Origin of the sequence: Shewanella pealeana ATCC 700345 (assembly GCF_000018285.1) — a bacterium.
GTDB classification, from domain to species: Bacteria; Pseudomonadota; Gammaproteobacteria; order Enterobacterales; family Shewanellaceae; genus Shewanella; species Shewanella pealeana.
The window spans coordinates 3,471,491-3,496,776 of sequence record NC_009901.1; the positions used below are offsets into that span (position 1 = coordinate 3,471,491).

Genomic DNA, 25,286 nt, shown 5'->3' on the forward strand with positions numbered 1-25,286 from the left:
GCCGTACCGACATCTGAATCATCATCCTTCCGAATTAGTTATCTCAGATGTTTCAAACTCATTTCTGGACAGGAATTGCTTAGAGTTAAAACTCTTAAAGTGATGAATCTCATTAGGGAAAATATGGCAAGCGGATATAAGGTAACGCCGCATTAAGGTGTGAGCGGCGCTTGGCTATACTTGAGCGAAGCGAAAGCGCCAAGCGTTGCGAATCACTCTTAAATGCTTTGTTATAAGCCATTTTTGAAGTCACAATAATAGTTATCGCTGACTTCTATAAGTGTACTTGTTGCTATTTAGGTCTTTCTTAATACCTATATTTTGGATATTCCCGTCAGAGATAATCACTGCACTGCAATTTATAGAGTCACCTTGTTTATAGGTAAATATTACATGATGTAGGTCACCTAAGAGCTTTGATGCTAAGTCCTGGGCTGTAGATTTGCAAATTGGACCAAAGCGCTCCTTGTCTTGCTCCATCTGTTCGTCATGTTCTTTCATTGCCGCCAGTTCTTCTTGGGTAAACAATGGCTTTACAGGTTGATTAGCTTCTTTTTGTTTAGCCTCAGCAATAGCCTTACGCTTAGCTACCAACGACGGTGCTGGTATAGGAGCGTGATAAACTTTAACTTTGACCTTGTCAGTAGAAAAGTCTAGCTGAGTGTAGAGAGGACTACGACTCATAGTTATGCTGTCACCTTTCCATATTATAGCTTGGCAACCAAGCACAGCTCCCTCACGATAGAGAACCTTAACTTCTCTCGCCTGAGTAGGGTGATTCAAAGACTTTACGTGATCAGACCATTTCACAGCAGGATCATTTTTAAATGCATTAGACACATTTTTACAGTGGGTTAAGTCTGAAATTTGTTTAACGTCTGCGTGGGCATTTGAAGAGACTGAAATATTAAGACTAAAGACTATTGCCAGTGAGGATATTGATTTGCATGATTTTAGCTTCGCGAACATAGCCTAAATACACCTTATTTTTATTACTCAGCCACAGTCTAAGAGTAAGGGTTGTGATGACAATTAAAACGTAGTTTAACAGAATGAAGCCCCGAATCTGAGATAAACTCTCTCATGGCTTATAACGCCCAAATAATGGGCTAAAATGGAGCGAAGCGAACAGCCCGCTGTTTTTAGTCCTGATTAATTTGCTTGTTAGCTTTAATTGTATTCCGAATACTGTTCAATTTGTCTTTTAAGGCCATTCATAACAGTATTTATAAGCGTATTAGGCCAGCCATATACTGCATAAGTGTTGAAGCTGCCTTGATTAATAATTTGCTTTCTACAATTCCAAGCATTAGGAATGCCACTCGGAAATGAATCAGGGTGCACACCAAATTGCGCTTCTAAATTGTGCGTGTATAGGTTTCTAACTTCATACAAATACTTCTTCTTATCTGCTTCATTGCCAAATTCGGAAGTATCGTCATTAATTCCATTTTGATAAATTCTTATAGAGTTCAACAGTTCATTCAGATGATTTTTATCAAGTATGTTATCAATGAAATTAAAAAAGGAGTTTTTGACTCCATATAACCTCTGATATTCTGAATGGTATAGCTCTGCTATTTTGTCTTGAGCTGTGTTTGTTGGTATTAAAACGTTGTCTCTTTCTGATTTATACTTACTCCCTTTAATCCAGCCTCCAAAATCAGTATATCTTTCTTTTTGACCCAGTAGGTCGAAACAAGTAAGACAGTGATATTCTATCAGCGGAGACCAATGAGAAGACAATCCTCGGCCCACATCAGGATTCATAAGAATTCTGCACAAATCCATTCTGTTAAGAACTCGCACCCATTTTCTAAATTGCTGACACTCAAGCTCCCTTGTTTTATGTAACTGCTTTGAACGAATCTTATTAGCAGAATACATAACGGATTTTTGAACCACATTCTTTGATACTTTATTTTCTACAAAGTGACCATTTAACTCGCCAAAGATATAATCGACTTCACCTTCGATATTAAGTGATCCGTCATGAACTTGAATAACGCAGCTTTTTTTTGCAATGTGCCCAATATAATATTTTTCAAACTTCTTCTTTGGGTGCAAGGCTACTTCTTTAGTATTTTCATTCACATATATGGCATCACCCAACTTTAAATAATCTATATTTAATTCACATTCAAAACGAAACGCTGTGTCGTAATATATTGTAACTAAGGTCATGACATTCCTATGCTTTATAATCACCCACTGACATTCAAGCGTTCCTCATACGAAAGCTAACGCCTTTAGCAGCGGCCGAGCAAAGCGAGGTCCAGACCAGCCGTCTTTTTGGCTGGGCCATGCTGGCTAAACTTGTTAGTTGCATTTATTTTCTAGGCCCCAATATTACTCTTTTTATGGTGTTCTTGTTGTAGTTACCACCATATGACATTACCGCTTTGTGGAACCGAGCCCCTGCCAAGTAAAACGGGAATAGAAAGACCGCCAACCACAACAGAAATAGCAGAACAAAAAGCGGAGCAGACCAATTTGAAATACTTACATCAGCTGCCCTTGAAATCATAGTGCCAGTTGTAAGAGCAACATATAATTGATAGCAGGCAAAAAGCCACAACAATGTACCGAAAAATATGTTCCAAGTTTTATTCATAGTAAGCAACTAACAGCTTATTATCTAGCTGCTCGATAATCTTCCGGCTAAAATTCAACTTAGCAGCAACCATAACAAGGCAACCGACTGTTTTATATTGATAAAACTAAAATATAAGACCAATTTTATTAATATCAAACCCGCAAAAGTGAGCATCTTGATGTCGAGAGGTCTCTACAATCTTTTACCAATAATTGTAAATTCAATAAGTTATCAAAAAACTAGAAGTTTATCGAGCATAAATCACCCGATTTTTGCTCACTTTACTCACGAGTCATCAACGTACAATTATAACTGTATATCTATCTAGTACTTTAAAGTCAGATCTGAGTGCCCAAGACATTAGAAAATATAAGGCGCTATTGCAGTTCTCCGGTCGAAAATTTCTATCGCTAAATCGTTTTGGGGCATTTCCTCGTTAGAAACCGAACAGCTACAGCCAAAAGGTTCCACCAATTATCCCGTGTAGATAATTGGACTCCCCACTCTTTAATTCGTTACGGTATAAGTCAATTCTCACGAGATTTCGGAGTTTAAAATGAAAGGTACGATTGTTGGCGTTGATCTGGCTAAAAATGTAATTCAAGTTTGTGTCTTCACAAATAACAAGGTGCACTCAAATACTGAAATGACACCGAATGAATTTATCGACTGGCTGGCTAACTTTGCCACCGTAACCATCGTGTTCGAAGCTTGTGGAATGTCTAATTACTGGAAACAAAAAGCAATGACGTTTGGCCATGAGGCTAAGTTAATTTCAGCAAAGTTAGTCTCAGCTGTCAGGCAAAATCAAAAAACAGACAAAAATGATGCTTTAGCGATTGTTCAGGCGGCACTCTTGCCCGAGGTCAACTTCATCACGGGTAAATCAGTCGAGCAGCAGCAACTGCAATCTATTATGAGACTACGAGAGCTGGCTATTAAACAAAAAACGGCGATGACTAACCAGCTCACTTCATTATTAGCAGAGTTTAATCTGATGACGTCAACCAAACATGGCGGCTTACGCGGTGTGATTGAATCAACGTTAGAAGACGCTGAAAATGATTTTTCTTCTGAGTTTCGTAACGCTCTTGCGGCGGCCTGGCAACAGTATTTAGCTGTCGTCACATCTATAGCAACTTATGACCAGTGCTTGGAAAAGTCACTTAACACTCATCCTGAGGCTAAAAAACTATTAAAAATTGAAGGGGTGGGTACTCTCAATGCTATTAATCTTTATATCGCATTAGGTTGCGCTGATATTGGTGTTGTTTCCACAGGAAAAGATGCATCTGCCTGTATTGGATTAACGCCGATTCAATATTCTTCAGGTGGAAAGGCCAAACTGGGGTCCATAGGAAAACACGTTAAGAATAGCATTCTCAGAAGCCAGTTAATCACAGGTGCGTTGTCAGCGGTTAGTCAAATGGTCAAAAGAGAACCCAAAACGACGAAGGAGCGCTGGGTTCAGGCTTTGGTTGAGCGACGGGGTAAGAAATGCGCCGCGGTGGCGTTAGCCAATAAGACGGTCAGAACTGCCTATGCCATGCTTACACAGGGTACAGAATATAAAGCAGAGTTAATTTCAGCGTAAAAGCGTTCAAACAACAAAAATGCACAATCGAAGATTAAAATCAGCCAGTTAAGGTAGCCCGTATCAAAGAGTCTTGAACTCGTCGTGTAGAATTATCAACTGGTTCGCGTAAATATCATAGAGCCTGAGTTCGCTACTCAATTGAGAGCTCGTACATAAGTTCGCATTTATTCTTTAAGAGTGCCTGTTTGTTGTTGACACAGGGGAGTCCACATAAGATACGGCTGCGGGCTTCGGTTTCAGGGATGAAACCGCAGAGCGTATAGGGACATATTTACAGCGTCTCGCAGCAGTATCTGCACATGCCCGCTGGAGGCGATTGATAGCCATGAAGCTAAAATGAAGAACACGTTTCCCCGTAGAGCCAGATCAGAGACAATGTGATGGTCAAGAGGGGGAAGCTGTTGCCCCCCTCTTGCCCAGGTGTGGGATGGAATCCCACGACGTTTATCAAGCGCAGCTTGATTGCTTAAGTTCAGGCGCAGCCTGATACCCTACTAGGGCTAAAGCCCAGGCCAATGGGCTATAAATTAGGTTTATACTCAAACCCAGCTTGTGCTTCACTATCACTAAAGCTTGCGATTTTCTGCTTACGTACCAAGATGCTATTAATAAGCGAGCCAGGGAACATCTCAATGGCGTTGTTAAAGTCTTCTACATTGGCGTTGAAAATACGAATTGCCGCACCAATCTGCTCTTGTTGCTCGCTAATTTCTGCCATCAATTTCATGTACACATCAGATGCTTTAAGCTCTGGATAAGCTTCTACTGTGACTTTAAGGCCTTGCAATAACTCATTGGTGCGCTGCTCAGCTGCTGCGAGCTTTGCGGTATCAACACCGGCGCTCATATCAGCAATGGCGCTACGTAGCTCAGTCACCTTGGTTAATACTTCAGACTCGTGCAGTTTATATTGCTCGACTAACTGCTCAACCAGAGGAATAATCTTATTCTTCTGGCGCTCTTGAGTCAGTACCGACGCCCATGCGCGATCCACAGCGTTATGTTTACCGATAATGCCGTTGTACACCATGATGATCGCGACGACCACTACGGCAACAACAATCAAGCCTATTACTGAACTATCCATTTAACTTTCCTTTTTATCTTTTCTTTGACTAGTAGAGGGTATAACTCACTGGCTATAACCGAATGGGTATAACTGGGTAAATTGTTTTGGGCTTAAAACGATTAAATACCTTGCCACCTATTTAAGCGCTGACCTTAAAGTTGTTATCGCTATATCGCATCATCTCGTGCACTATTTCGAGCATTTGGTTCATTTGCTTTAACTCGGTATGTCCTGCTAATTCTTCGGCAAAGGCTTTAGGATTATCTAAACCATGTACCCGTTTAACCGCTAGTAAGTCATCGGTTACCGCCAAACACAGTCGTCCTTGTTGACCGAACTCAAATACTGGCTTTTTTAACTGCTTAGCAAATACAGCGAGCTTTTCTTCAACCGCAGGCGATAGCAAACGTGCTGCAACCATCAACTCCTTGGCATGCACTCGATATTGGCGATTAAACTCATTAGAAGCACTTTTATAGCGTTCACCTCGGCGTTTAATGCCAAAGTCATTGCTAATACTCATGTCCTCTGCAAACGGAAAATCTAATAACACACCGTGGCGATAGTAGCTGTCTCTAACCGTTCGCGTAGTGGTTTTACCATTAGCGTCAGTGGTGGTTTCAGTGCGCTTTACAATGTAGTGAAAACGATACAGCTGATAATCAAATTGATGAATATCGCCTTGATAAGTGCTTTTATAGAGGCTTTGAATTTCTCGTAGATCATTACCACGATCAAACTCTTTAAAACTGGCTTCTAACTCTTTAGCCAGCTTTTTGCCCTCAAATGGCACTGCTTGTAGATTATTATTAAACAGCGCATCTTTTAAAAAGATGTTATCCGACAGCTTGTTACGCCACTTCATTCGGCTTCTAAGCCAAAACAGTATAATTACGCCTATCACGCCATTATGGGCAGCAAAACCTGAGCTCGGATACCACAAGCCCAAAAACGAGGCTAAGGTATCGAAATACATATCCCAATACCAATGCGGCCATTGTGGGATAAGATTTAGCGCCGCGCCCACAGCTGCCATCAATAGCATCCGTCCCCATTGTGGGCCGGGGATAGGTAAGCACTTACCCTTGTCTTCAAAATAGCGGGTTAATGTTGCTAAGCCCAACATCGGGTACCAGATCACACTGTAGCCCAGTGCGCTTTTAAGGATCTGCATCACAAAATCGGGGACCACTAACCCCAACTCAAAAGCTATCGGCAACAAGGCGAAAAACAACGAAAGCGCGCAGAAAAAACGATACCAGTTATCCCGGTAATCTAGTGGCCCCTCATGGTGCTCGACTCGATGCACTAATGCTATCAAGTCATCTTGGCTTTTTGCTGCTTCAACATCACCGCGAATAGCCGCAATATTGCGAGTCACTTGAGCGTTATAAGCCAGCATGAGTGTTGATCTCCCTATCATTTAATTGCGTTGAGTCAGTTGTTTTATTCGCATCACTTACAAAATTGTTATCCGACAGACGCATAAGCTCATGGATCGCTGCAAGCAGTTTTTGCACCCGCTTTAACTCGGTATGGCCGGCAATTTCCTTATAAAATTCATCTGGCTTTGCCAGTGAATGTTTACGTTTTTCAATAATCAGCTTACTGGTAGAGGCTATACACAAACGGCCATCGGGGGCGATCTCTACCATAGGCGAGATAAAATTGCGGTTGAGATCGAGTAAGGTTTCTATCATTGCGGGCGTTAAAAAGCGTGCTGCGGTGAGTTTATCGCAGGCCTGTACTCGATAAATGTCATTAAATGCATTTGACTCTGTTTGATACTTTTCTTGATAAACCGAACCTTTAAGCTTTACCTCGTCTTCAGCATCTAGGCACAAACCGTTAGCGAATGGAAAATCGAGCAACATACCGTAACGGTCCCGATGCTCATGCACGGTTTTGGTTTTATAACCGCCATTACCATCAGAACTAGTTTGAGTGCGTTTTACCGTATATTGAAAGTGATAAAGCTTATAGTTAAAGCTGTGCTGCTCACCTTGATATTGCCCCTCAAACATCTGCTCTATATCACGCGTGCCACTACCGCGACGAAACTCTGCAAACTGCTTTACAAGTGCATCTAGTTTGTCTTCGGGTGCAGGCTTACTCTGTGTTAAGCCATTATTAAATAACGCGTCACAGAGGAATATTTTATCGGAAAGATGTTTACGCCAATTAGCGCGATAATCTAACCATACCCAGGTGATTGAACTGGTGATGATCAGAATAAACCACAACGCAAACTGCTGGTTGTCAATTTCTCCAACACTAATCACATAGCCAAAAATACGCAGCGCAGTCCAATAGGCTTCTGGCCATTCAGGTACATATATTGTCACCAGAGCCATTGCCGCCACCAGCAAAGCAAAGCTAACCGGCACGGGTATTGGTAGCCATCCGCGCTCGTGGCAAAAACTGACTAACAATGTGCTCAGCGCTACTGGAAGCCAATAACAAGAGTAATCAATCACTAACTTAGCTAATGGCTCAACTTGTTCATACCAGAGGCGCATAAAGATGAAGACGATACACAAGACGCTAGCGCTGATCAGTAACCACTTAATCCCGTGGGTGATCTTATCGCGGTAATCTAACGGCCCAGGATGATGTTTAACTTGAGTGATGATATCGAGCAGATCATCTTGTGAACTAGCTGCATCTACATCACTGCGTAACTTGGCAATATGCTTGGCAACTATTTGGTTATGCTGCATTGTGTGTCCTTTACCACTTTCCTTTTACTTCTATCCTTTTACTACATGCACAAGGTTAGATTTAGAGCCGTATAATAAACGGGGATTATAATGAAAGGCGGCAATAACAACAGAGACTTAAGTCCGTTAACCTATAATTAAACACAAGTTTTTAGTTATTAACTCTGTCTCTACGCTATGTGGGCTATAAAGAAGCAATCACAGATATATCGAATAGCAAGGATCTTAAGGTTTCACTCCCTGATAGCGATGATAGCTTTCATTCAGGCAGGTATTAATCGGCAAAATTCAAAGAAGTTGACCAATAAAAAAGGCTAACACCATAACAGCGTTAACCTCTTTTATTTCTCTGGACTCAGTAATACCAATCACTATAAAGATTTGGTCGCTCAGCGAGAGTTTAGCGGTTCTGAGGCTAGGCAACGAGTGAAGAGCATAGTTATTCTACGTTTAAGCTCGTTAACACAGTATCAGAGCCGCTAAAACTCGCCATTCTGGAGCGTTTTTGGCTGCCTACTTCTGCGTTGAACAGCTTCACAAGGGAATAACCATTCTTTCAACTATTCGCCTTGAATTAGTTTGCCAAAAACCGCTCTGAGTAGATCAACTTCTTATACTGATTGGTATAAAACCTAATCCCAGATAAATTCCCTGAAGTGCTTACGGCACACAGACTCGTAGCTTTCGTTACCACCAATCGCCACCTGCTCACCTTCACGCATTGGCTTACCATTACCATCGAGGCGCACCACCATATTGGCTTTACGGCCGCAATGACAAATGGTTTTTAGCTCAACTAATTTGTCTGCCCAAGCTAACAAATATTGACTACCACTGAATAATTCGCCCTGAAAGTCAGTTTTCAGGCCATAACAAAGCACTGGAATGTCGAGAATGTCGACTACATAAGTTAATTGCTTAACCTGCTCTTTGCTTAAGAACTGAGATTCATCAATCAATATACAGTGTAAGGTCTTTTCGGCGTGGCTAGTGCTGATCATCTGAGTCAGATTATCGTTGCTACCAAAGACTTGAGCGTCGGTTTCGATACCTAGACGTGAAGCCACTTTACCCACACCATAACGATCGTCAATTGACGCTGTCATCACTAAGGTATGCATTCCGCGTTCGCGGTAATTATAAGAAGACTGCAATAACGAAGTTGATTTACCCGCATTCATCGCTGAGTAATAGAAATATAGCTGCGCCAAACTAATGTCCTTAAAGGTGGATTCGGCGCTAGTTTAGCACTATTCACAATAAAAAATCATCTTACAGGCCCCATTCAATGACGCTTTTCATCGAGAAAACGATAAAAATCTGCGCCTGACAATGTACTTAGATTTGAGTGAACTTTGGCAGGTACAGCTTAGAATTTTATTAAAGTGGTTAAATCTCACTATTTTGAATGTTGAAATAGGCATAAACCATAGTGCAAACACTTAGTTACTCACCACCACATTATGTGACAAACACTACAAAACTCACACAAAACCATGCATCTGCGCACAAAATCAATCAAATTAAGACACGTTTAATACTCAAATATTAGATTAAAAGCACAATTATAATAAAGGAAGTCAAAAATCTATGCATAAGACAATCATTGCTGCGGCCATTGCCGCCACCTTAGCCTTGAGTGGCTGCTCATCAACAGCTCCGTCTCAAAGTTCGTCGGTAGAGATGGTGCAAAGTCAAAACCCATTCCTTCAAGCAAGCAAGTTGCAATATGAGGCGCCAGACTTCACTCTGATAAAAGATGAGCATTTTCAGCCTGCACTAGAGCTTGGGATCAAAGAGCATTATCAAGAGATCTTAACCATAGCTAACAACCCTAAGGCGGCAACGTTTGAAAACACCATTGTGGCGATGGAGAAAAGCGGCGAACTACTCAACCGTACCTCAAAAGTGTTCTACAACTTAACTGGATCGAACAGTAATCCAGAACTGCGCAAAATACAGGGCGAAATGGCCCCAAAAATGGCCGCCCACTCAGATAATATCAATCTCAACCCTGCTCTATTTAAACGGATTGAGAGCCTCTATAAACAACGTGCGGATCTGAGCTTATCAGCGGAAGAAAATCGCTTAGTCGAGGTTTACTACAAGCGCTTTGTTCGCGCTGGTGCCAAGCTCACAGAAGATCAAAAACAGCAGATCCGAGTGCTCAATGAAGAGCAATCGACTCTGACCAATGAGTTTGCTCAGCGTTTAATGCGCCAGACAAAAGAGATTGCCGTCGTCGTCGACAGCAAGGAGCTACTAACTGGTTTGTCTGACAGCGCTATCCGCGCAGCAGCACAAGATGCAAAAGCAGCAGGCCATGAAGGTAAGTATCAACTTAATATTACCAATACCACTCGCCAACCCGTTTTGACTCAGTTACAAGACCGGGAGTTGCGTCAACAGATCTGGCAAGCCTCTGCTAATCGTGGTCTTGAGGGTGATAATGAAACAGCCTCTTTAGTTGCTCGTCTAGCCCAACTGCGCGCCGAGCGAGCAGAGCTGCTTGGCTATGAAAACTGGGCCGAGTATCGCCTAGAGCCACAGATGGCTAAGACCCCAGAAGCGGTTTATAAGATGTTTGGCTCTATGGTGCCAGCTGTTGTTAAGAACACGCAAAAAGAAGCCAGCGATATTCAAGCCATGATCGACAAAACTGGCGGCGATTTTGAGCTAGCACCTTGGGACTGGGCTTATTACGCCGAATTAGTACGTAAAGAGAAGTTCGACCTAGATGAGAACGCCATCCGCCCCTATTTTGAATTTGACCGTGTACTTGAAGACGGCGTGTTCTTTACCCTCAAAGAGCTCTACGGCGTAACGCTAAAGCCACGCCCTGATCTGCCTGTTTACCATGAAGATGTGAAAGCCTACGAGATGTTTGATGAAGATGGTAGCAGCATGGCGATCTTCTATGCCGATTACTTCTCTCGTGAAGGCAAGCGAGGTGGTGCATGGATGAGCTCGTTCGTGACGCAGTCGGAGTTACTTAATAGCAAGCCCGTTGTCGTTAACGTGATGAACATTAAGAAGGCGCCAGCAGGCGAGCCAACTTTTGTCAGCTACGATGAAGTGACTACCATGTTCCATGAGATGGGCCACGGCACCCACGGCATGTTCTCGAAAGTCGTTTATCCAACTCTTTCAGGTACCGCGGTTTCACGTGACTTTGTTGAGTTTCCATCAACCTTCGAGGAAGATTGGGCTGCACATCCAAAAGTATTAGCCAACTATGCTAAGCACTATGAAACGGGTGAGCCTATCCCGCAGGAGCTACTCAGCAAGCTATTAAAATCGCGCAGCTTTAACCAAGGTTTCGACACCTTAGAGTATATGTCTGCCGCTCTTTTAGATCTTGAATGGCATACACTCAAGGCCGGTAGCCCACTGCAAGATGTTGCCAGCTTTGAGGCGGCAGCGCTTAAGAAGCACGGCGTCGATCTTGCTGCGGTTCCACCTCGCTATAAGTCGACCTACTTTGCCCACGCTTTCCCAGGTGGTTACTCTGCAAGCTACTACGCTTATATGTGGAGTGAAATCTTAGCGGCAGATGCCTTCGCCTACGTACAAACACAGGGCGGCTTAAATCGCGAAATAGGTATGAAGTTTAGAAAGACCATTCGTGAAGTGGGCAACACCGTTGCGCCTATGGATGCCTATAAGGCTTTCAGAGGCCAAGAGCCAACAACCGATGCCTTGTTAGAGCGTCGTGGCTTAAACTAAGGCTAAGTCAGTTTATTGCTTGCCGATGTCATGATAAATGGCTCCCTTTAAAGGGAGCTTTTTTTATGGCTGAGCTAGATAAATTCAGCCCACAAAAAAACCGCTCGATAAGGAGCGGCTTTAGGAGAGTCGATTAGATTTTATAAGCAGCGACTAATACAAGCAGTATAGCGCTAGCAGTATAGCGCTAGCAGTATAGCGCTAGCAGTATAGAATCACCTTCTCATGCAATTTAGATTATAAACCCTTACTGTTTACACGCTGCATCTGGCGAACATGCCTTGATGCGCAGTACGATAATGCTAATCACAAACAGTACGCTACAAGCTATTAGGCCAGCTGTTACTGACTCAGTGAAGCCCAGTACTAAGTAACCTACCAAGCTAATGCCTGCAACGATTAAGGCATAAGGTAACTGAGTCATCACGTGGTCAATATGGTGACAGTTTGCACCTGTTGACGACAAAATCGTGGTATCAGAAATCGGTGAACAGTGGTCACCAAATACCGCACCAGCGAGTACTGACGCAAGCATAGGTAGCATCATTCCGGTATGACTACCCATCGCCATATCGGCAGCGATTGGTAACATGATACCGAAGGTACCCCAGCTGGTACCGGTCGAGAATGCGGTTAGGCCTGCAAGAATAAATAGCACGGCAGGTAACATAGCAAAAGGAATATTGCCTGTTGCTAAGCTCGCCATATATTTACCGGTTTCAAGCTGACCAATCACACCGGCGATTGTCCAAGCAAACAGTAGAATATAAATCGCAGGTAGCATCGACTTAGCACCTTCAAACAGCCCTTTAGCGATCATCAATTTCTCTACGCCTTGGTAGATAACCAAAGCTAAAGTAACCGCTAGACCAATTGCAGCACCGAAGAACAATGATGAACCCACATCGGTATTTTCGAATGCACCAATTAGGCTAAATGCTTGGCCCTTTGCCGCTAGCGCATCGCCGCCGCTGCTAACCATAAAGTAGAAAGTGGCAAACACTAATACTGTGATAGGTAGGAATAGCCCCATGATCTTACCGGTATCCGCTTCTGGTAAGTCTGAATTGGCTCCTGGTGGTAGACCTTTAGATTCGTCATAAAGCTCGCCCTTCTGCGCTTTTAATTCATGTTGGCGCATTGGACCAATATCTAGACCCATCAAGGCAACACAAAGTAGCAGCAAGAGTGCAAAAATGGCGTAGAAGTTCATTGGGATCATCTGTACGAACACACTTAAGTGTCCTGTATCTGTGAAGCCGTGAGCCGTAAGAATGCCGCCAATCAAGGCGATAATATAAGCCCCCCAGCTCGATACTGGCGAGATAACACAAATCGGCGCTGCTGTAGAATCAAGCAGGTAAGCGAGTTTGCTGCGTGAGATGTAGTAACGGTCGGTCAGTGGTCTGGCGACGCTACCCACAACTAAGCTGTTAAAGTAGTCATCGATAAACACAACACAACCTAAGAACATAGTCAGTAGTTTAGCATCACGTTTATTGCGGATATGGGTACGAGCCCAATCGGCAAAGGCTCTGGCCGAGCCACTAACGGTGATTAGCGCGGTGATCATTCCAAGTAACACTAAGAAACCAAGAATATATAGGTTCCAACTGTTCAAGGCGCCATCATCCCAAACCAGAGCTGACACCTTTTCACCAAGGTACTGCGCTGTTTGCATGGCAGAGAAATCGGTAAGCAGCAATGCCCCCAATACGATACCCACACCCAAAGACAGTAAAACACGGCGCGTTAACATCGCCAGTACGATTGCCACTACCGGAGGCAGTAGCGACAGAGCCGAATCGGCATAGCTTATAATTGTCATTTTTTAATTTCTTCGCTAAATACGAATGGAGGCCGACTGAACTGGTGGGATATAGCATAGATATCTGTTTACACCTGCCCTATCAGTAGCGCTCCATAGCCATATTAATGGTTCGTCATTAATATAAAAATTCTTATCTTCCAGATAAGAAATACTATGGCAGTGCTGTCCCTATTTGGTCACAGCCCCAGCAACTAGCCCCGATATGCTATGTCACTTCGGCATCAAATCCTTTCTCGATAGATCAGCGGCATCACCCTACTTATCGATACTGATATTTAATGCACCTCTACTTCTCAGGACGCAATTTAAGGCTAGCTCAAAAAGCGTGACGGACATAAAAACATAAGCGGCTTTAGAGATGCTACCCTAAAGCCGCTTATCGTGACACAGATCACGAACAATACCAAATTAACTCACATCCACTAACAAGCTGACTACTAGTGTGAAACAACTTCACGCTGCATAGGTGTTGCACAGGATATAATCATTAGATTAAAGCTTGGCTAATAATTCAGGTACCGCTTCAAACAGATCCGCCTCTAAACCGTAATCCGCAATTTGGAAAATCGGCGCCTCAGGGTCTTTGTTAATTGCCACTATCACCTTAGAGTCTTTCATGCCTGCTAAGTGTTGGATAGCACCAGAAATACCGACGGCAATATACAAGTCAGGCGCAACTATCTTACCAGTCTGACCCACCTGTAAGTCGTTTGGTACAAAGCCTGCGTCAACTGCAGCGCGAGATGCACCAACGGCGCCACCTAGCTTATCTGCTAGTTGCTCAAGAATACCAAAGTTTTCGCTGTTACCTAGGGCACGGCCGCCTGAAACAACTACCGACGCACTGCCTAGCTCTGGACGCTCAGATTCAGTTAGGCTCTGTTCAACAAACTCAGATTGTGCCGCCATGTCTTGGGCAAGGGGCACACGCTCTGCATTGCCATCTGTTGCGACAGCATCAAACGCACTCGAACGTACCGTCATCACTTTCTTATCGTCTAGGCTCTGAACCGTTGCAAGCACGCTACCGGCGTAGATAGGACGGACGAATGTATCGCTGCTAACCACTTCTACAACTTCTGAGAGTTGAGACACATCCAAAAGTGCAGCCACTCGCGGCAGCACATCTTTACCAAAACTTGAGGCTGGCGCTAACACATGCTCATAATCAGACGCGACGCCAAGCACTAGTTCAGAAATATTTTCAGCGAGATGATTGGCATACGATGCTGAATCGGCAAGCAGTACATTACGCACACCTGTTAACTGTTGCGCTTCGCTTGCCACGCCATCACAGTTATGTCCGACTACTAATACGTCTATATCTCCACCAATGGCTTGACCGCATGCAACCACTTTAGCGGTATCTAGCTTTAAACTGGCGTTATCGTGTTCTGCTAATATTAAAATTGCCATTAGATCACCTTCGCTTCATTCTTTAACTTTTCAACCAACTCTTCTACAGACGCAACCATCACACCACCGCTACGCTCAGCTGGTGGGGCAACCTTAAGGATATTCTGGTGAGACTTAAGGGTGACATCAAAATCTGCTGGTGTCAGAGCTTCAAGAGGTTTGCGCTTTGCTTTCATAATATTAGGAAGCTTGGCATAGCGTGGCTCATTTAGACGAAGGTCCGCAGTCACAACCGCTGGCAGTGGCAACCTGATTGTTTGTAGGCCACCATCGATTTCACGGATCACAACGAGCTTATCACCATCGAGTTTAACTTCTGAGGCAAACGTTGCTTGTGGCATCTTGGCAATAGCGGCAAGCATCTGTCCGGTTTGATTGTTATCACCGTCAATTGACTGCTTACCTAAGATAACCAACTCTGCCTGCTCTTTTTGTTGCACAGCATGAATCAGCTTGGCGATCGACAGCGGCACTAAGTCCTCTTCTGTTTCGATATGAATGGCACGGTCTGCTCCCAACGCAAGCGCTGTTCTTAACTGCTCTTGGGATGCTTTAGGGCCGATGCTTAATACGACAATTTCAGAGGCGCTTCCTGCTTCCTTTAAACGAACGGCTTCTTCAACGGCAATTTCACAAAAAGGGTTAATCGCCATTTTTAGGTTTGCGGTATCAACACCAGTATTGTCAGCATTAACCCTGACTTTTACATTGGCATCGACGACACGTTTAACTGGCACCAATACTTTCATAGGGCTTCCTTCTTACGTCTCTTATAATGTTCGAAATTAAGTAACGAGCCACAGGTATAACGCTGTTGCGACTATTACCGAAATTAAAGCCACTTTACGTGCTGTTAACGTTAACGTCAACCAAGTTTCAAACACCTGTCCACCCAGCTTGACACAACATAAGCCTTTATTGAATTAAACACTCTTAAAACATTTATTAACCCACAATGATAGTTAAGTTATTCATATTAACGATTTAACGATATAAATAATTCAAAAATAATATTTGATCCTTATCCAAATAGTTTCTATTATTTAAGCCAATAGAGTTATTACCTATCTTATTCTTAATTGGACCTAAATAATTATGAGCGATTTTCTTGAAATATTGACACATGGTCGTCGTTTTAAAGCTGCAGTGAAAGACTTGTCACTAAATGATTTAAAAGAACTATCAGTGAAGTTAGAAAAAATCATTGAAGAAAAATCTTCTCAAGATGCTGCAGAACAAGAAGCGATGGCTGAGCGTAATGCTAAAATCGAAGAGATCCGTAAGCAAATGGAAGCTATCGGTTTATCTGTTGACGATATTGGTGGCGCTGCCGTTAAAGCCGCTCCTAAGAAGCGTGCTCCTCGTCCAGCTAAATATCAAATTGAAGTTGATGGCGAAATGGTACAGTGGACTGGTCAAGGCCGTATGCCAACTGTATTTAAGAACCAACTTGAGAACGGCCGTACAATGGAAGACTTCTTGATCTAATATCGAGTCATCCAAACTAAGAGCCCTGCGATTGCGGGGCTTTTTCATTTTAGGTTAAAATTTTCACATTGGTCGTTACAATTACTGCTTAGTCATTGTTAATAAGTTAGGATATGCTCATCATTTCCCTGTTTATCTAACAATAATAAGTAGAATAATGCGTAAACATATAATCACATCTCCTATCGCTTTACTTAGCTTGTTATATAGCCAAGCGCTATTTGCTAATGAGCAATTGTCCGACAACACCCCCAGACTCACGGCATTAAGCCATGCAAACCTGATGCTGGCACCAGGCAACATGCTAAAAGATGCTACCCTATTGATTGAAAACAATAAAATCAAAGCCGTCATTAAGGATAACGATATTCCCGATGGGGCATTTGAAATAGATTTGTCGGGGCACACTATATATTCAGGCTTTATTGATCCCTTTACTGAATATGCCATCGACTATGAAAGAGAGATTCAAGATAAATCAGGCCCCGTATATGAAATTAAACGTATCGGCGGTAACGCAAGCAATGGTGCAATCCATTCAGAGATGCAGTGGTTCAATTATGTCTATCCAGATAAAGAACAAGCAAAGAAATGGGTTGATAATGGTTTTACCAGTGTCCAGTCTAGCTATTTAGATGGAATATTTCGCGGGCAGGGTGTGACATTATCGTTAGCCAATAAGAAGGCTAATGATGTTATTTATAATGCACATACGAGCCAATTTATGGCCTTTAACAAAGGCTCTTCTGTTCAAGATTATCCACAATCTTTAATGGGCAGTATGGCATTAATTAGACAAACCTTGTCCGATGCAAACTGGTATAACCAAAATAAGAATAAAAGTTCTGGAGAGACGGTTGAGTTTAATATTGCATTTGAGCGGCTAGCCGACGCCAAAAAGCAAAGTTTCATCTTTGAAACTAAAAACCTCAATAATCAGCTCAGAGCTGCTCAATTATTAAACCAACATGAGTTAAGCGGCAGCCTAATTGGCAATGGTCGTGAATATGCAAGATTAACGGAATTAAAGTCCTACCCTTTCAGCCTCGTCCTGCCACTTAATTATCCCGCCGCACCTGAAATAATCGACGGTGATAGTGAGCGTGAAGTCAGCCTAGCTCAATTAAGGCATTGGGAGCGCGCCCCAAGTAATTTAGCCAAGGTTGCAGATGCCGAAATTCCGTTCGCATTAACTCAATACGGAATAGAGTCTGATAAATTTTGGCCAAGGCTTAAATTAGCCGTTGAAAGAGGTTTGTCTGAAGAAGCGGCCCTAGCCGCATTAACCACCGACGCCGCTGAAATATCAGGGATCGATCATTTAGCGGGTAAACTCGAACCTGGCTTTATGGCAGACTTGGTCATCAGCGACGGTAATATTTTCGATGACGGTAAGATTGTCAGTATCTGGTTACAGGGTGAAGAGCGCCAGCTTATCAATCGCAATAGAGCCCTACTCGACAAGCCCTATCAGCTGCAGCTTAACGAGCTGGCCTTCGATCTCAACATTAGCCAATCTCCGTCTTTAAGTGGTACGCTTTCTAGCGGTGAGAATACCATTGAGCTAGCCAACCTTGATTACCAACAAGGACGGCTCACGTTTAGCGCCGACCTATCTGAGGCGGGATTTAAAGGCGTTAGTCGCTTCACCCTCTGGTTAGATGACCAAGGCCTGACGGGTAGACTGCTCGACAGCAGTAACCAAACCATTCCTTTTGGTGGAATAAAGCTCAAGCCAGTTACTATAGAGAGTAAGCAAGATAAGCCAACGCAAACCGCGCTTATTTCCAAGCTAACTTCGCCTAATGTGGCTTATGGTTTAAATGAGCGCCCGGCGCTAGATAAGGTACATATAAAAAACGCCACTATCTGGACCTCAGATAAGAGCGGCGTACTCAGCAATAGCGATCTGATCATTGCCCGAGGAAAAATTGAAGAGATAGGCCAAAACCTCAAGACCCCTTCTGGCTATGCCAGTATCGATGCCACAGGTAAGCATGTCACCGCTGGCATTATCGACGAGCACTCTCATATTGCCCTTAACGGCGGTACAAACGAAGGCACTGACGCTATCACCTCTGAGGTGCGTATTGGCGATGTGATCAACCCAGATGATATCGCCATCTACCGCGGTCTTGCTGGCGGTGTCACCACAGCACAGATCCTTCACGGCAGCGCCAACCCCATTGGTGGCCAAGCGCAGATCATTCAGCTTAAATGGGGCGATAATGCCGAGCAACTGAAGTTTGAAGATGCGCCAGCAAGCATTAAGTTTGCCTTAGGTGAAAACGTTAAACAGAGTAACTGGGGTGACGATTATACCCGTCGCTTCCCTCAGAGCCGCATCGGGGTTAAATCCCTATTTAGCGAGGCTTTCAACGAAGCACTCGCCTATCGCAAGGCTCACTCCGATTATAAAAAAATGCGCTCAAGCGAGCGCAGGCGCACGGTCGCGCCGCAGTATAACTATCGCTTAGAAGCAATTGCTGAGGTGTTAGAACAAACCCGCAATATTCATATTCACTCTTATGTGCAATCTGAAATACTGATGTTCTTGCGGCTTGCCGAGGCGTACAACTTCAAAGTCAGCACCTTTACCCATATTCTGGAGGGCTATAAGGTCGCCGATGAGATGGCCGAGCACGGCGCCCATGCCTCCACTTTCTCCGATTGGTGGGCATACAAGTTTGAAGTCTATGATGCTATCCCACAGAACACCTGCTTGATGCAAAACAAAGGCGTTCTCACCAGCATCAACTCCGACGACTATGAAATGCAGCGCCGACTTAACCAGGAAGCGGCAAAGTCGATGATGTATTGCGGCATGGCGGCAGAAGATGCGTGGAAGATGATCACCATCAACCCTGCTATTCAACTCGGTATTGAAGACAAGGTCGGCTCATTGGTTGAAGGTAAACAAGCCGATATCGTGTTATGGGATCACCAGCCACTTTCTGTTTACGCCAAGGTCGACTCTACCTGGATTAGCGGCCGCCGCTATTTCAGCCGCGAACAAGACAGAACTGCACAAACTGAGGTTGCAACAGAGCGCGCTGCACTTATCCAAAAAGTCCTTCGCAGCGATGATGCCCATAAACAAGGCGAAACCCCGATAGAGTTAACCGAGCCTGAATGGCACTGCGATACCCACTTTAATGCATGGCAGCAGTCAGCCAAAGGAGCACTGTAATGACGTTAAATGCCTCTTTTAGAGCCACTGCTTTTAAGCAAACAATTTTGAAGCAGACTATCGCCCTACTAAGCCTGCCACTGTGTTTTATGGCCAATGCCCATGACATGCTGCCGGCTAAGGCGCAAAGCCAAACCATACTATTTACTAATGCTACGGTGCACACCGTTACTAATGGCGTGATGCAAGACAGCGATGTACTGATTGCTGATGGTAAAGTTATTGCCGTGGCGCAAGACTTAGATGTAGCCAAAGCTGAAGTAACTGAGCCAGCAACAAGCAATTCATCAAACACGTCATTAAACTCCTCAATGAGCCAGGACTATTCAGAGCTGCTTGATGGTGTACAAATTATCGATGCCAGTGGTAAACACCTGTATCCTGGGTTAATTGCGCTGGATACCACCATGGGCCTGATTGAAGTGGAGATGATGCGCCCAAGCAATGACGCCTACGAGGTGGGTGACATCAACCCTCAGCTAGAGGCTATTTCAGCCTTTAACCCTGACTCGGAGATCATTCCAACGGTCAGAGTCAATGGTATTACCCATGCCCAAGTCGTACCTCAGGGTGATGGGTTAGCCGGACAATCTGCGCTAGTGTCGATGGACAGCTGGACTGTTGAAGATGCCTTAGTCGAATCGAATAAGCAGTTCCACCTTTACTGGCCTCATATTCGTTGGTTATCCAAAGATAGCGACAAACGTAAGGAACAACAGCAAGATTTAAAGCTTCGAATCGAGAAGGTTTACGCCGCGTTTCTAGATGGTCAGCGTTATCAGCTTGCCGCCAAGTCGGGCAATGTGAATAAGAAAGATCTTCGCTGGCAGGCTTTAGCGCCACTCTATGAAGGCAAGGCGCAGCTATTTGTTCATGCTCAGTCGCAAAAGCAGATTGAGGAAGCTATCGCCCTAAGCAAACAGTTTGGTTTTAAGTTGGTGATTGTTGGTGGTTACGACGCCTGGCGCGTCGCTGGCGCACTTGCCGAAGTTAACGCCAAGGTGATTTATAACCGAACGCTAACGCTGCCTAAACGTAACGATGAACCGATCGATCTGGCCTTTAAAATTCCTGCTCTACTCAAGCAGGCTCAGGTGCCGTTTGCCCTCGCCTTCTCGTCTGACTGGAATAGCCGCAATCTGCCTTTTGCCGCTGGGCAAACTGTTGCCTATGGCTTAACCAAAGAGGAAGCGCTAAAGAGCATCACCTTAGATGCAGCCAAAGTGTTAGATATCCATGATATGGGAGCGATAGCACCGGGTTTTAGAGCCAATATTATCTTGGCAACGGGTGACATATTGGACCCAATGCAGGCAGGTATTGAGTCAATCTATATCGATGGTCGTAAAATTGATCTTAATAATCGTCATCAACAGCTTTATCAAAAGTACCTAAAGCGCTAAAATTTCAAACTTATAGTGCGAATAAAGCCTAACGGTAGGAAAAGTGCTCATTATGAGCACTTTTTTATTGCAGCTTTATTCATCAAAACGGCTCATTCACCTCAATAATAAAACAGGCCAACGATCATGAAATACCTATTACCTTCAGTTTTTATTCTTTTGCTCGGTGGCTGTGCGGGTGAGTACACCTTTAACAGTAATCTCGATAGCGATGCCATTAATGATTATTTTAAGGCATCCGATGTCACTGTCTATGAAGGTACACTTCAGCCTGTAGGCCCTTTTGAAGTGAAAGGCATGGTCGAAGGTGAAACCTGCCAAGTATCAGAAAATGATGCTCCGGCCTCGGTCAGTGAAGCACGCACTCTGGCTCGCCGAGCTGCAGCCGATAAACAGGCCAACGGACTAGTGATCAAAAACTGTTTATTGATTGAAGAAGCCAGTCAAAATTGCGTAAGCCGAGCGCTTTGTGTCGGCCAAGCGATTGTGACAACCAACATCCAACAGTAATTATTTACTATTTTATAAGTAGCCTTAATGTCTTTTAGTAACCAAATTCAAGCCGTCGCCTATTGCCGCACTCCTTATAAACAAAAGTTTGGTATCCCCAGACAACCAGGTTTGGTAAGCGCTGCACGCGGCTTTGTCGAGTTAGCCCCGCCCTTTAACCAAATTGATGCAGTTAGAGGCTTAGAGCAATACTCACATTTATGGCTGCTATTTTGCTTCCATGAAAACTTAGCGGCAGGCTGGAAGACAACGGTTCGTCCTCCAAGGCTGGGTGGCAATGAAAAGCTTGGCGTGTTTGCCACTCGCTCGACCTTCAGACCTAACGGCATCGGTCAGTCAGTGGTAAAACTGCATGCTGTGCATACCCATAACGGTAAGGTCAGTCTCGAGATCTCTGGTATGGATCTGCTCGACGGCACACCGATTATCGACATTAAGCCCTATATTCCGTTTTCAGATTCTATCGAGAATGCTCAAGGCGGTATTGCCCAGGACGCCCCGGTTTTAGCCAATGTTTACTTCAATCAGCAAGCACAAACTCAGCTTGAAAAATATCTGCAAAACCCCGCTTACCCGCGCCTTGCTGAATTAATTGAAGGGGTGTTAGCCCAAGATCCACGCCCAGCCTATAAGAAGGCCAAAGCCGATCCAAAGCTTTATCAAGTCGCATTATATGACTTAGATATCTTATGGGTGATCACAGATAAAGGTATTGAAGTCACTGAACTGCGCCCGTCAACGATTGGTAAAGATTTACCGTCTGCTCCGCAATCAGTTCAGCCAACATCGCAGAGTTAAGCAAACCTATGGAAAAGCCAGCAGTAACTAAGCCCGATTACCGAACTCAGCATCAAAAGCGCTTGTCTTACATGCCTTGGCTTTATTTCTCACTAAAAGAGAAACATCTTCAGTGGGCCAAGCCATGGCAAGCTGAAGTGCAAGCTCATTTTAGTGCGGTAGAAACCATCTCTATTGGCGATAACTGTTTCGTGGCGCCAGAGGCGAACCTTTTTGCAGAGCCTGGACGTGATATCAATATCGGCAATCAATGTATGATAGCCGCTGACAGCTTCTTGCACGGCCCTATTACATTAGGCAATGAAGTGGCGATTAATCACGGTTGCTCCCTCGATGGTGGCCGTCACGGGATCAAGATAGGCAATCAAACCCGCATCGCTAATAACGTTACCATCTACGCCTTTAATCACGGTATGGCGCCCGATACCCCAATCTATCAACAAGCCTCTAACTCCAAAGGTGTGGTGATAGGGGAAGACGTATGGATTGGCGCTCAAGCGGGGATTGTGGATGGTGTCACCATAGGTAATCACGCCGTAATAGGCATGGGGGCCGTGGTGACCAAAGATGTGGCCGACTACGCGATTGTGGCGGGTAATCCAGCTCGAGTAATTGGCGATAGACGAGAAAAGCGCTAACAGCGTCACTCTCGTTAAATTTCAAATCTACCAATGTGAAAGTATAAAAGTGACTATCGATTTAAATCACTTTCAATTTAGGTCACTTTATGCTCTTTTCTAAAAAATATACACGTCCATAGCTCGCCGCAGTAAAGATTGTTCCCCGTCATTTCCACTGTTTTAATTTTCGTTTACCAACAAATTTGAGCCGCAACATGTATCCGCCTATATTTAAGGCTTATGTTTAAGACTTATGTCTACGGCTTGTGGTTACGGCTTAGATTTTCCAATACTTGGTTTTTTATGGAGGGGTTATGGGTACTCACGATATCTTGTGTCCGATAGATTTTTCAGAAACATCGACTCATGCCTTAGGTTATGCCGTAGAGATGGCAAGCTTATATAAGGTCAACATTAGGCTATTAAATGTGATGTCCCTACCTAACGTTGCACCGGATTTTGGCATAGTGATAAACGGCCCAACCGAGCAGTTTCAAGATCCTGAAGCCTATGCCAACGATAAGATAAAACAGATTGTGGCAGAGGTGCGAGAGCAAATGCCTAGAGGGTTAATGGTACATACCAACGTTCGCAGTGGCGGCGTAGTCGAGCAAATTTTAGAGGAAGCTGACGAGCAAAAAGTGGGCATGATAGTGATTGCTAGCAATGGTTTAACAGGCCTGTCTCACCTGTTAAACCCCAACGTCGCCGAGGCCATCGCCAATCAGGCTAAGTGTCCTGTTCTCGTCGTTAAATAATCCTATCTACTAGCATGCATTAATGATGCTTTGTAGCCAGCTTAAAGGCTAAGGCTTATCACTTAAGGTTAGGACATAACACTGCATACTTAATAAAAGAAAATCACAAGGGCGATAAACGCGCTGACGACGCCTAAAAAGCTCAAGCCTCGTAGCACTGTCGATGAATACTGATTCTGGATCTCTGGGTACATATAAAAGAAGTATGAAATGGAAGGTATGCCAATATAAAAACTACCTAACCTTGAATTTAGGGGTAAGGTTAGCGTTGCTAACGTTACTGCGTAGGCGAGAAAAAACAGGGTAAAGCACCACTCTGAACGGCCGAATTGCTTGTACTTAAAAGGCACGATAAGTAGCGGTAAAAATATCAATTGCATTATCTAAACTTGTCTCTGAAAAAGCCCTTGGATAGAGCGACTACATCCTGCCTTAATCTAACACCTAGTTCACTAATGGGAAACTGGTATAAAAGGTGCTCTCACGCAAAAGTTAACACTGCTGAGTAAGTTTCGCTTAGTTAGCTCTGATTCTTAAAGCTGACTGGTGACTGACGAGACTTATCGACTTCTAATTTAAACACATCCGGCCTAGAATAATGCCCTGCAACATCCAGCGCCCGCTTTGAGCTAGCCGCCTTTGCCACATCAATATCTAACAGTAAATAGCCCTTCTCTTTAGACATGGGGCCTGCCATGATTTCGCCATTTGGGGAGACGATGAGCGAGTCTCCGGGATTAATCCAATCCTCATCTGCCGGGTAGAGTCTATCGAGATCGGGAAAGTCTTCTGGTAGATCTTTTCTTTGCAGCGCGACACCACAGCACAGTACCCAACACTTTCCCTCTCTAGCAATATGCTGCATAGTGCCAATCCAAGCTTCACCGCTGTCATAGGTTGGTGCGATATATATTTCTACCCCCTGTGAATATAGGGCGTACCTCGCCAGTGGCATATAATTTTCCCAGCATATGAGGCTCGCTATTTTTCCTACTGGCGTAGCAATCACGTTTAGCCCATGGCCATCACCAAAGCCCCAAACCATACGCTCCGGATTCGTCGGCATAAGCTTACGGTGATGGTTAACGATTTTCCCTTGGGGATCGATAGTGATGGCGGTGTTATAGATGGTCGACTGGCTATTAGCATTATCTCGCTCGTTTAACCCACAAACTAGAGTCACAGCTCTCTGTTTGGCCGCCTCTAATAGCGGCTTAAGATCATCCGATGACATATCCACCGAGTTTTGTAGCAAACGCGTATGTAAGGCTTCACTCACGCCCCAGTCCGCCCCAGGTCTTAAGCGCCATATCCAGGCTGGGTATCCTGGAATAAATGCCTCAGGGAAAACAATAAGTTCAGCACCTTTTTCTGATACCGAATGAACAATTTCTACGGCTTTTTGAATCGTTGCTTTCTTATCTAGCACACAGGGCGCCTCTTGAATAATTGCGACTTTTTTCATGATTTGCTCCCTTGTAATGAACGGTTTAGTTAATGGCGTGTTCATTGACGTATTAAAAGGATGGCGCCAGAAAGTTTTAACTCGAGGCTAGCCAGCATA

20 protein-coding genes and 1 riboswitch are annotated in these 25,286 nt (G+C 44.2%); of the genes, 9 read left to right on the forward strand and 11 right to left on the reverse strand.

Annotation, left to right across the window (positions count from 1 at the left end; translation table 11 throughout):
- Positions 1-261: 261 nt before the first annotated feature.
- Both SPEA_RS15030 and SPEA_RS15035 read right to left on the reverse strand, forming a co-directional pair.
- Positions 262-969, reverse strand: coding sequence for a hypothetical protein (locus tag SPEA_RS15030; protein ID WP_012156069.1), 708 nt, complete (start codon positions 967-969; stop codon positions 262-264).
- A gap of 201 nt (positions 970-1,170) precedes the next feature.
- Positions 1,171-2,184, reverse strand: coding sequence for a hypothetical protein (locus SPEA_RS15035; RefSeq protein WP_012156070.1), 1,014 nt, complete (start codon positions 2,182-2,184; stop codon positions 1,171-1,173).
- A 968-nt stretch (positions 2,185-3,152) separates the two neighbouring features.
- Between SPEA_RS15035 and SPEA_RS15045 the strand changes: the two genes are divergently transcribed.
- Positions 3,153-4,190, forward strand: a complete 1,038-nt coding sequence (locus tag SPEA_RS15045) for an IS110-like element ISSpe4 family transposase (RefSeq protein WP_012154898.1) — start codon at positions 3,153-3,155, stop codon at positions 4,188-4,190.
- 523 nt (positions 4,191-4,713) lie between these two features.
- Here the strand turns inward: SPEA_RS15045 and SPEA_RS15050 are convergent.
- The 4 genes from SPEA_RS15050 to SPEA_RS15065 all read right to left on the reverse strand — a co-directional run bounded on the left by SPEA_RS15050 (position 4,714) and on the right by SPEA_RS15065 (position 9,193).
- On the reverse strand, positions 4,714-5,280 hold the full coding sequence (locus SPEA_RS15050; RefSeq protein ID WP_012156071.1) for a LemA family protein: 567 nt from the start codon (positions 5,278-5,280) through the stop codon (positions 4,714-4,716).
- A 121-nt stretch (positions 5,281-5,401) separates the two neighbouring features.
- Positions 5,402-6,664 carry a DUF3137 domain-containing protein gene (locus tag SPEA_RS15055; protein ID WP_012156072.1) on the reverse strand — a complete coding sequence of 421 codons (1,263 nt, stop codon included), beginning with the start codon at positions 6,662-6,664 and terminating at the stop codon, positions 5,402-5,404.
- The gene (locus SPEA_RS15060) at positions 6,651-7,982 is read right to left on the reverse strand and encodes a DUF3137 domain-containing protein (protein ID WP_012156073.1); all 1,332 of its coding nucleotides are present in this window, start codon (positions 7,980-7,982) and stop codon (positions 6,651-6,653) included. The genes SPEA_RS15055 and SPEA_RS15060 overlap by 14 nt, the downstream gene beginning before the upstream one ends.
- Positions 7,983-8,614: 632 nt before the next feature.
- The gene (locus SPEA_RS15065) at positions 8,615-9,193 is read right to left on the reverse strand and encodes a thymidine kinase (RefSeq protein ID WP_012156074.1); all 579 of its coding nucleotides are present in this window, start codon (positions 9,191-9,193) and stop codon (positions 8,615-8,617) included.
- Between the two features lie 379 nt (positions 9,194-9,572).
- On the opposite strand from SPEA_RS15065, the gene SPEA_RS15070 reads away from it, so the two are divergent.
- Positions 9,573-11,708: a M3 family metallopeptidase gene (locus SPEA_RS15070; RefSeq protein ID WP_012156075.1), complete on the forward strand. Its 2,136-nt coding sequence runs from the start codon at positions 9,573-9,575 to the stop codon at positions 11,706-11,708.
- Between the two features lie 247 nt (positions 11,709-11,955).
- On the opposite strand, the gene SPEA_RS15075 is transcribed toward SPEA_RS15070, so the two are convergent.
- From SPEA_RS15075 to SPEA_RS15085, 3 genes are all read right to left on the reverse strand, one after another.
- Complete coding sequence (locus SPEA_RS15075; protein WP_012156076.1) at positions 11,956-13,536, reverse strand: Na+/H+ antiporter NhaC family protein; 1,581 nt, start codon at positions 13,534-13,536, stop codon at positions 11,956-11,958.
- A gap of 78 nt (positions 13,537-13,614) precedes the next feature.
- A riboswitch (Lysine riboswitch) is annotated at positions 13,615-13,836 on the reverse strand.
- 195 nt (positions 13,837-14,031) lie between these two features.
- Positions 14,032-14,955 carry an electron transfer flavoprotein subunit alpha/FixB family protein gene (locus tag SPEA_RS15080; RefSeq protein ID WP_012156077.1) on the reverse strand — a complete coding sequence of 308 codons (924 nt, stop codon included), beginning with the start codon at positions 14,953-14,955 and terminating at the stop codon, positions 14,032-14,034.
- Positions 14,955-15,704, reverse strand: a complete 750-nt coding sequence (locus SPEA_RS15085; protein ID WP_012156078.1) for an electron transfer flavoprotein subunit beta/FixA family protein — start codon at positions 15,702-15,704, stop codon at positions 14,955-14,957. The genes SPEA_RS15080 and SPEA_RS15085 overlap by 1 nt, the downstream gene beginning before the upstream one ends.
- A 346-nt stretch (positions 15,705-16,050) precedes the next feature.
- Between SPEA_RS15085 and SPEA_RS15090 the strand changes: the two genes are divergently transcribed.
- The 7 genes from SPEA_RS15090 (at position 16,051) to SPEA_RS15120 (ending at position 23,722) form a co-directional block, all read left to right on the forward strand.
- The gene (locus SPEA_RS15090) at positions 16,051-16,443 is read left to right on the forward strand and encodes an H-NS histone family protein (RefSeq protein ID WP_012156079.1); all 393 of its coding nucleotides are present in this window, start codon (positions 16,051-16,053) and stop codon (positions 16,441-16,443) included.
- Between the two features lie 157 nt (positions 16,444-16,600).
- On the forward strand, positions 16,601-19,633 hold the full coding sequence (locus SPEA_RS15095) for an amidohydrolase family protein (RefSeq protein WP_012156080.1): 3,033 nt from the start codon (positions 16,601-16,603) through the stop codon (positions 19,631-19,633).
- Positions 19,633-21,036 (forward strand): amidohydrolase family protein, encoded by a 1,404-nt coding sequence (locus SPEA_RS15100; RefSeq protein ID WP_012156081.1) that lies wholly within the window; start codon positions 19,633-19,635, stop codon positions 21,034-21,036. The genes SPEA_RS15095 and SPEA_RS15100 overlap by 1 nt, the downstream gene beginning before the upstream one ends.
- Positions 21,037-21,162: 126 nt before the next feature.
- Positions 21,163-21,546, forward strand: a complete 384-nt coding sequence (gene rcsF, locus SPEA_RS15105; protein WP_012156082.1) for an Rcs stress response system protein RcsF — start codon at positions 21,163-21,165, stop codon at positions 21,544-21,546.
- A gap of 27 nt (positions 21,547-21,573) precedes the next feature.
- On the forward strand, positions 21,574-22,344 hold the full coding sequence (tsaA, locus tag SPEA_RS15110) for a tRNA (N6-threonylcarbamoyladenosine(37)-N6)-methyltransferase TrmO (protein ID WP_012156083.1): 771 nt from the start codon (positions 21,574-21,576) through the stop codon (positions 22,342-22,344).
- A gap of 8 nt (positions 22,345-22,352) precedes the next feature.
- Positions 22,353-22,982: an acyltransferase gene (locus SPEA_RS15115; RefSeq protein ID WP_012156084.1), complete on the forward strand. Its 630-nt coding sequence runs from the start codon at positions 22,353-22,355 to the stop codon at positions 22,980-22,982.
- 296 nt (positions 22,983-23,278) lie between these two features.
- Complete coding sequence (locus tag SPEA_RS15120) at positions 23,279-23,722, forward strand: universal stress protein (protein ID WP_012156085.1); 444 nt, start codon at positions 23,279-23,281, stop codon at positions 23,720-23,722.
- Between the two features lie 89 nt (positions 23,723-23,811).
- Here SPEA_RS15120 and SPEA_RS23115 read toward each other — a convergent pair whose 3' ends face one another.
- Together SPEA_RS23115 and SPEA_RS15125 are read right to left on the reverse strand one after the other, a co-directional pair.
- Complete coding sequence (locus SPEA_RS23115) at positions 23,812-24,102, reverse strand: hypothetical protein (RefSeq protein WP_150102239.1); 291 nt, start codon at positions 24,100-24,102, stop codon at positions 23,812-23,814.
- 140 nt (positions 24,103-24,242) lie between these two features.
- Positions 24,243-25,187 carry a carbon-nitrogen hydrolase family protein gene (locus SPEA_RS15125; protein ID WP_012156086.1) on the reverse strand — a complete coding sequence of 315 codons (945 nt, stop codon included), beginning with the start codon at positions 25,185-25,187 and terminating at the stop codon, positions 24,243-24,245.
- Positions 25,188-25,286: the final 99 nt, after the last annotated feature.